This is a genomic window from Burkholderia sp. AU30198 (genome assembly GCF_020419825.1).
Taxonomy (GTDB): Bacteria; Pseudomonadota; Gammaproteobacteria; order Burkholderiales; family Burkholderiaceae; genus Burkholderia.
Genome location: NZ_JAIZSA010000032.1, coordinates 25,442 through 33,131 on the forward strand (window position 1 = coordinate 25,442; position 7,690 = coordinate 33,131).

9 protein-coding genes are annotated in these 7,690 nt (G+C 65.0%); 5 read left to right on the forward strand and 4 right to left on the reverse strand.

What is annotated here, in order from left to right; translation table 11 throughout:
* Positions 1-204: 204 nt before the first annotated feature.
* Together LGN19_RS39995 and LGN19_RS38045 are read left to right on the forward strand one after the other, a co-directional pair.
* Positions 205-675, forward strand: a complete 471-nt coding sequence (locus LGN19_RS39995) for a solute carrier family 23 protein (RefSeq protein ID WP_226220089.1) — start codon at positions 205-207, stop codon at positions 673-675.
* A gap of 355 nt (positions 676-1,030) precedes the next feature.
* Positions 1,031-1,969, forward strand: a complete 939-nt coding sequence (locus LGN19_RS38045) for a tyrosine-type recombinase/integrase (protein ID WP_226220090.1) — start codon at positions 1,031-1,033, stop codon at positions 1,967-1,969.
* Positions 1,970-2,005: 36 nt separating this feature from the next.
* Here the strand turns inward: LGN19_RS38045 and LGN19_RS38050 are convergent, their stop codons facing one another.
* The 4 genes from LGN19_RS38050 to LGN19_RS38065 all read right to left on the reverse strand — a co-directional run bounded on the left by LGN19_RS38050 (position 2,006) and on the right by LGN19_RS38065 (position 4,599).
* Positions 2,006-2,485 (reverse strand): RES family NAD+ phosphorylase, encoded by a 480-nt coding sequence (locus tag LGN19_RS38050; protein WP_122950249.1) that lies wholly within the window; start codon positions 2,483-2,485, stop codon positions 2,006-2,008.
* Positions 2,482-2,937 (reverse strand): antitoxin Xre/MbcA/ParS toxin-binding domain-containing protein, encoded by a 456-nt coding sequence (locus LGN19_RS38055; RefSeq protein WP_031403156.1) that lies wholly within the window; start codon positions 2,935-2,937, stop codon positions 2,482-2,484. The genes LGN19_RS38050 and LGN19_RS38055 overlap by 4 nt, the downstream gene beginning before the upstream one ends.
* A 372-nt stretch (positions 2,938-3,309) precedes the next feature.
* Positions 3,310-3,513, reverse strand: coding sequence for a DUF1289 domain-containing protein (locus tag LGN19_RS38060; RefSeq protein WP_174962290.1), 204 nt, complete (start codon positions 3,511-3,513; stop codon positions 3,310-3,312).
* A gap of 444 nt (positions 3,514-3,957) precedes the next feature.
* A complete protein-coding gene (locus LGN19_RS38065) occupies positions 3,958-4,599 on the reverse strand; it encodes an HD domain-containing protein (protein ID WP_122950247.1) in 642 nt (213 codons plus the stop codon).
* Between the two features lie 214 nt (positions 4,600-4,813).
* Between LGN19_RS38065 and LGN19_RS38070 the strand changes: the two genes are divergently transcribed.
* The 3 genes from LGN19_RS38070 (at position 4,814) to LGN19_RS38080 (ending at position 7,477) form a co-directional block, all read left to right on the forward strand.
* Entirely contained in the window at positions 4,814-5,779 is a 966-nt protein-coding gene (locus LGN19_RS38070; RefSeq protein WP_226220091.1) for a GlxA family transcriptional regulator, read from the forward strand.
* A 325-nt stretch (positions 5,780-6,104) separates the two neighbouring features.
* The gene (locus LGN19_RS38075; RefSeq protein WP_043185856.1) at positions 6,105-6,416 is read left to right on the forward strand and encodes a DUF4148 domain-containing protein; all 312 of its coding nucleotides are present in this window, start codon (positions 6,105-6,107) and stop codon (positions 6,414-6,416) included.
* Positions 6,417-6,763: 347 nt separating this feature from the next.
* On the forward strand, positions 6,764-7,477 hold the full coding sequence (locus LGN19_RS38080) for a dienelactone hydrolase family protein (RefSeq protein ID WP_226220092.1): 714 nt from the start codon (positions 6,764-6,766) through the stop codon (positions 7,475-7,477).
* Positions 7,478-7,690 lie beyond the last annotated feature (213 nt).

Here is a 7,690-nt window from a genome sequence, read left to right on the forward strand (position 1 = left end):
TCTTGTAGGTCGTTGCGATGGACATCATGCTGCCGGCGACCCCCTCGGTGCGCCGGCAACGCGTTCGATAGTCCCATGAACAAAAATTTTTTCGCAACAAGGAAATGACGTAATGCGACAGGACGTTGCACGCGCAACGACACTGCCCACGCGTGCGGGGGCGCGTGTTGCACTGCATCGCAGTGCGATGCGCTTGCTCGGCCGGTGTCGTTACGTCGTTACCTGGCTGACCGACGGCGTTTGCCGGCGGTCCGGCCGCCGCGCGCGAAGCCGCTCTTTGTTGCATCGATCGCCTCGGAGAAGCGCTCGGGGAACATCGTCATCGCGCTGGTCACGACGCTCGCGAGGCTTGCGTATGCGACGCCGGCCGCCGTGGTCGGCAACACCGCGCTGGTCGTATTCGCGATGATCGGCGTGATGGGCATCCGGTTGCTCGTCAGCATCGACCTGCACGCTCGCGCCAACCAGTTCACACTCGCAACCACGAGCGTCGTCGGTCTTGCATCGATCCTGGTGCCAAACCTGTATCGTCATTTCGGTTCACCGGTGCAGATCGTGCGAGGCAACGGCATGGCGGCCATCGCGACAGAACCGACGTTCGCTGCATTGGCGCGGCTGAGCGAACAGGTAAGCACAACTGCGATTACGGCTTCTTCGCCTTCGCGCGACGCGTAATGTCGACGACTGGCACCAGTGCGCGCTGCCGCATGCCGGCGATATCACGCTCCGCGCAGCCGGTTCGTTTGCGATCGCCGGCCTGACGCCCGGCATCCGCACGCGACGGGTCGGGTGGTCGGGTTCATGTCGGCCGGCCACGGAGGGTTTGGGATGCTGATGTCGAAGCAATGGAACGGCGTGCCGGCCGCGCTCCGTTTCCTCGACACGCTGCTGCTCGCTTACCGGGCGATGCATATCGACGACATCGACGACACGCGTGTCGCGCTCTGACACGCCGGTTGCGTCGGGGCAGCCAGCGCGTTGACCATCCGAACGATTGCGGGAGCCTCCGCATTCCAGCTATAAATCGTGCATGGACACGAATCGCTGGATTCTCGACCCCGTCGGCGCCTTCCGCGCGTGGCAGGAAACCGCCGCGACCGGCGCCGATCGCCGGCCGTTCGCGCCGCGATCGGTCGTGCAGCACGTCGCGATGTTCGAACGGTTCCTGCGCCATCTGATCGCACAGCGCGTATCGCTGGCCACGTTCGGTCCCGACCACGTCGCGACCTTCCTGACGGAACTCGAGCGCACCTGCGCGCCCGACACGTCGACCCGCGTGCGCTACGCGAAGCTGATCGACCGGCTGGGCCGGCATCTGGTCGAAGCCGGCGTGCGCACGATCCATCCGGCCGGCCGGGCGACGCGCGCGCTCGCATGGCCGGACGGCGAGCCCGAGCCGTGCTACCTGCCGCCCGATGCCGATGCGGCGCTGCAGCGCCATGTGCAGCCTCGACCGGACGACACGCCGGCCGACTGCCGGAATCGCGCGATCGTCGCGCTGCTGCTCGCGAGCGGCATCACGTCGGCCGAGATACGCGCGACGATGCACGACGCGCCCGATCTCGACGCACGGACGCCGGTGCTATCCGTGCCGCGCGATCGCGCACGGCCCGCGCGCCGGATCGCACTCGCCGAATTCGCGCTGGCGCCGCTCGCTGCCTGGCGCGCGCGCTCGGCAGACGCGCCGGCATCCGCATTGCTGTTTCCCGCGCCGCGCGGCGGTGGCGCGATGAACGACATGTTCCTGCTGCTCGTGGTGCGCGACGCGCTGGCCGCGATCGGCTTCCACGCGGCGGATCTGAGCCCGCGCGTGCTGCGCAATACGTATGCGCGCCGCCAGTTGCTCGCCGGCCACGCACATGCCGACGTCAGTGCGATGCTCGGTCTCGTCAGTACGCGAACGGTCACGCGCATCCGGCAGACGCTGCCGCGCGATGCGGCCGCGGATCGCGCCGCACACGAGCGCTGATCCCGCACTGACGCGGGCCGCGTGCCGTCCGGCTCCCTATTCGCCCGGCTTCGACTGGATCAGCCGCAGAATCCGGGTGTCGTACGGCGATTGCATGACTTCGGCGATACGGACCTCGGAAGCGGCCGGATGCAGCGGATTCAGCAGGTAGTTGTGCGCGTGCGGCACGACAACACTGGGGACGCGCAGCAGCGCGCTCGGCTGCGTGAGCAGCCACTCGGTGCCGGCGCTGCGGGTCCAGTCGACGTGGGTTCGCCAGTCGTCCGGCGCATCGCCCTCCGCGATTTCGGCGATATCGACTGAATCAGCCACCTCGATACGAAGCAACTGGTATCCGCTCGGCAATTGCGCGACCGTGGCGATTTCGAAATGAACGAGCGTCTCGAGCAGCGCGAGCGCCGGATGCTCGGCGAGATACACGACGGGCTGCCCGGCGAAATGCCAGCGCCCGCCGGCGCGCAACCCGCCGATGCCTTTCAGGTCGGCGAAATTGCTGATCCGCCACAGCGTCGTCAAGCGAAGTACCCCTCGTCGATCTGCGTGAGGACTTCCTCGACGAGCCGCGCACCATGCTCGGTGCTCGCCATGTCGAGCGACGTGCGGCCGCCGAAGCGCTGGAGCCCGTTGCGCAGCCACGCCATCGCCTTGTCCTGGTCGCCGAACGTGGCCGTCGCCTGCGCGACGATGCGCGCGAGACGGATCGCCTTGTCGGATTCCTCCGGCGACAGGCGTTCGTGCGCCTGGCGACGATGGCTCAGCGTGCGGCGCGGAATGATGAAGGCCAGTTCGTCCGATTTCAGCCCGCGCTCGGACAACCGGTCGATCACCGAGACGTCGACGCGTGCGCTCGCCAGCTCGGCAAGATCGGCCCCCGATCGGACACGGATCGCCAGCAGCTGTTCGAGAATCGTGAATTCGGCCTGACGCGGATGCGCGACGCCCGAAGGATGAAAAGCAATGGTGCTCATGACCTCTCCCGGCAATTTGCCCAATCATTATAGGCGTTTTGCCTGAAACTTGCGGGAACCGGATAGAGCGTGCGCCTGTGGCGCTCATCAAGGTATCTGCGAAGGCCGGAGCGACTATGCCCCGCCTGTCTGGCGGCATGTTGCTGTGGTCGCGAATCGAAGATTCGCCTGGATGATGGGATGCAATTATTCAGTATATAAAGTCCGGCCCAGCATCATACGATTGTCACGTAACAACTTTTTTTACTGGTTTCATTCGCTCTCATTCCTCCACCCCATCCTTCCAGACAAGGCCGAGGGGTTCACCCAGGACAGGAAGATGTTCGCCAAGCGCGGCCCCCGTCGTCCGGAAGGAGCGCCGCTTCTGGCCATTCACCGTCCGTCCCGATGGAAACGCATCGCCGTGCCCTCACGCCGGAGGCGCTCCCATATCGCGCGTTTCTCGTCGTCGTTCATGAACACCCAGTGCGAGACCTCGTCGGCCGTTCGTCCGCATCCCTTGCAGACATCGTCGAACAGCGTCGAGCACACGCCGACACAGGGGCTATCCGGTACGTCATGAAGCGTGGAAGCCATTGGAACACTCGTATCGATTGAAAATCCGGCAGCGCAACGGACCGCACTCCCATAAACGGGTACTTTTCTGCCGGCGATGCGGCCTGAGCCGCGACGCCAATCCACCCCGCTCACTGCGACGCTGCCACCAGTGGCGCCAGCACCGCCGCGATGCCCGTCCCATGAGCCGGATCGGACTTCGAGCAGTTGTCGATGTGCTGCTTCGGGATCACTTCGCGATCGAAATGCGCAAGCGTCTCGATCAGCCGAATGCCCTACAGCAGCCCGGGCCGACCGTCTGGATGTTGGCATTGCCGCCGACCATCGCGCCGTTCGCGTGGGGCGGCATTCGAACGTGCGATTGGCCATGCACGACCGCACGCCTCAATCATCAAGGAACCGCGATTCACGTTGCGCGCACGATCTCCGCCCCGTACCCGCGATCGTGCGCCATACCGCGAGCAATCAGCCGGCCCACGCGGACGACCGGATCACGCTGCAGAAATTGCCGGCATGGAAATGCGGATCCTTGTCGGCGAGCACGTCGGCCTTCACGTTGCCGAACGTCGTGTCCGGCTTGTGCTTGATCCCGTCGTAGAACGCCTGAATGATGTCTTCCTTGAAGTGCGGCGTACGCGGATGCGCACGGACGACGGCCTCGCGCTCGACGTCGCTGTATTCCGGATACGTCAGGCCCAGCACATCCATCTCGACGCCCGCGGTAACGAGCGCGATCACCGGGTGCATGTGCTGCGGGATACCCGGCGTGGTATGCAACGCGATCGAAGTCCATACGACATCGATATCCTGCTGCGAGATGCCCTTGCCCTTCAGGAAATCGCGGGCCGCGTTGGCGCCGTCCACTTCGAAACGCTCGCACGCGCTGCTGTGTTCGTGCGTGAGCCCCATGTCATGGAACATGCAGCCGCAGTAAAGCAGCTCGGGATCGTATTTGAGGCCGCGCCGCTGGCCCGCGAGCGCCGCGAAATAGAAGACGCGGCTGGAATGATGGAACAGCAGCGGAGACGCGGTATCGCGGACGAGTTCGGTGATCTCGCGCGCCAGTTGGCTATCGGGAATGGTGATGCCTGCAACGTTCTCAGTCATGATCGACCTCCATTGAAAACACCCTTGATTCTCCGCAGTTCGATAGCTGTCTCCAATAGACGTGTTACGTCGAATCCTGCCATTTTGCGCGACGGACGGACACTGTTCCCGAACGGCAGGAAGAACGCCGGAAACAGGCCCCCCCACCCGCACCATGCACCGTCGGCGCCCCTATACTGCTACCTGTCACGTTCGACACAACACACAATCGATCATGCCGAAGGTCGTGGGAATATTCGCCGTTCCGGGCGTTCAACTGCTCGACGTCTCCGCACCGCTCGACGTTTTCGCGCAAGCGAACGCCGAATGCGGGAAGCCGTTCTATACGTTGCGGATCATTGCGAGCGAGTCCGGCCCGATCCGCAGTTCGTCCGGTGCGCAGTTGCTGCCGGACTGGATCGTCCCCGACATCCCTGAGCGTATCGACACGCTGCTGGTCGCCGGCGCGCCGAGCGCCGGCCGGATCGCACTGCGCACCGACGTCCTCGCGTGGCTGCGAGCGGCGGCCGTGCAGAGCAAGCGCTACGGCTCGATCTGCACCGGCGCGTTCATCCTCGCGGCCACCGGCCTGCTGAAAGGGCGTCACCTGACCACGCACTGGGCTGCCGCCGACGCGCTTGCCGAAGCCTATCCGTCGCTCGCCGTCGACGCCGACGCGCTGTACGTGCGCGACGGCAAGCTGCGCACCGGTGCCGGCGTCACGGCCGGGCTCGATCTCGCGCTCGCGCTGGTCGAGGAAGATCTCGGCCGCGAGATCGCGCGGCGCGTCGCCGCGCAACTGGTCATGTTCTTCAAGCGCCCGGGCGGGCAACTCCAGTTCAGCCGCAAGGGCGAAGCGCGCCCCGCCGGGCGTTCGGTACTGCAGGAGGTCCAGCGCTGGATCGCGGCGAATCCGGAACTCGAGCATTCGGTGGCGGAGATGGCGAAGCATGCGGGCATGAGCGCGCGCCACTTCGCGCGGCTGTTCCGTGCGGAAGTCGGCATGACGCCGGCCGCCTGGGTCGAGGCGACCCGCATCTCGGCCGCCCGCCACTTGCTCGAGAACGGCCACGACACGCCGAAGCAGGTTGCCGCGAAATGCGGCTTCGCGAATGTCGATACGCTCAGGCGGTCGTTCACCCGGCACGTCGGAATCACGCCGGCCGAATACCCGAAACGGCAGGCAGTCCTGGCCGAGTGACGCGACAGCGTGCGCGCGATTCGGCGCGAACGAGGTCAACCACCCCACCCAAATACTTCGGTATCCGATCCAATTGATCGTCGTGCGGTCAGGCCACGGGCCGATCGACGACAGCGCGTCGCAGGAAACCTCGTCCGAGGTCCTGATCAACCGCGGGATAGCCTCGAAATCATCAGACGAAACACCCACCTGCCCAGATCGTTTACCCAGTTGCAATAATTATTCGCTGGAACGCGTATTTCCGACCGGTAACGTGATCGCTACGATGCAATCAACCGCTGAACGCAACAAGCGAAGCGCGAAATCAATGAAACCGGAGGTCATCATGAAGTCGTTCATCTACGCAGTCGTCGCCGCAACCGCCCTGTCCGCCTCGTATGGCGCATTCGCACAATCGAACCCGTCGGGCCAGCTGACGCGTGCCCAAGTGCGCGCGGAACTCGTCCAGCTCGAACAGGCCGGCTACAAGCCCGAAGTCTCCGACCAGTATTACCCGCGCGCGCTGCAAACCGCGCAGGCCCGCGTGACGAACGCCGATGAGACCGGCTACGGCGCGCAAGCCGCCGCCGGCGTGCGCGCCGGCCGCGCGATCGCGGTCAAGCAGGAAGGCCGCGACTCCGTGTATTTCGGCCAGTAAGCCGGACACACGCCCGCGTATTCCGATACGCGCGCGGCAAACGAAACACCCCGCTCTGAACTGCACCCCAAAAGTTGGATTTTGATCCGACCTTTGGGGTGTTTGCTTTTCGGTCGTCCACTCCCGGAACGGACCGCCCCCCTCGATCGAGGCGAACTTGCAGATCGCGTGCCGCGCGGCGCCGTTCACGCCGGCAGCCGGTGTTTACGCATAGAATGGCCGCGTGGTCGGCGTCGGCCGAAACGAACGCGAGCGCAACCACGACGCCCGGCTTGCCCGAACGTCGCCGCGCCCGCAGGCCGGCCCCGATGCGGCACTCATCGCATTTTTCGAAAAGGAGCGGTTTCATGTCTCAAACATCCGGTTCCATGATCACGTTTCGACGCCCGGACGGCCAGGAACTGCAAGGCTATCTCGCTACGCCGGCTAAGACCGAAGGCGCACCCGCTGTCGTCGTCATCCAGGAATGGTGGGGGCTGAACGACCAGATCCGCGGCGTCGCGGATCGCCTCGCGCGCTGCGGTTACTTCGCGCTCGTGCCCGACCTGTATCGCGGCAAATCGACGGTCGAGGAAGAGGAAGCGCACCACCTGATGACCGGGCTCGATTTCGGCGATGCCGCCTCGCAGGACATTCCGGGCGCCGTGACATATCTGAAGACGCTTGCGTCGCGTGTCGCGGTGACGGGTTACTGCATGGGCGGCGCACTCACGCTGCTGTCGCTGCAGTTCGCCGATGCGGACGCGGGCGTCACGTGGTACGGCCTGCCGCCGCTCGACTACATCGATCCGGCGAAGCTCAAGGTGCCGCTGATGGGCCACTGGGGCACGCAGGACGCGTTCTTTGCGATCGACCAGGTCGATGCGCTCGAGAAGAAGCTGACCGATGCGAAGGTCGGTTTCGAATTCCATCGCTATCTCGCGCATCACGCGTTCGCCAATGAAACGGCCGTCGGCCCCGGCCGCATCGCCGGTACGCAGTTCGATCCGGTGTGGTCGCAAATCGCATGGGATCGCACGCTGACGTTCCTCGGCCGCACGCTTTGGGCGAAGCAAGGCTAACGTAACGTCGCTGCCAACGCAGGCAGCTTCGTAAAGAGAAACGCCACGGACTTTCGTCCGTGGCGTTTTCGTTTCCGCATACAGCCGGTTCGAAGGGCAAGCGCGATAGACCGCGCCTGCCCTTCCTTGCGCTTGCTTACCCGTACGTCGTCGCCGCCGACGCAGGCGCCGGAGCGGCCGCCTTGTCGTAGTCGACCGGTGCATCCGGCGCGC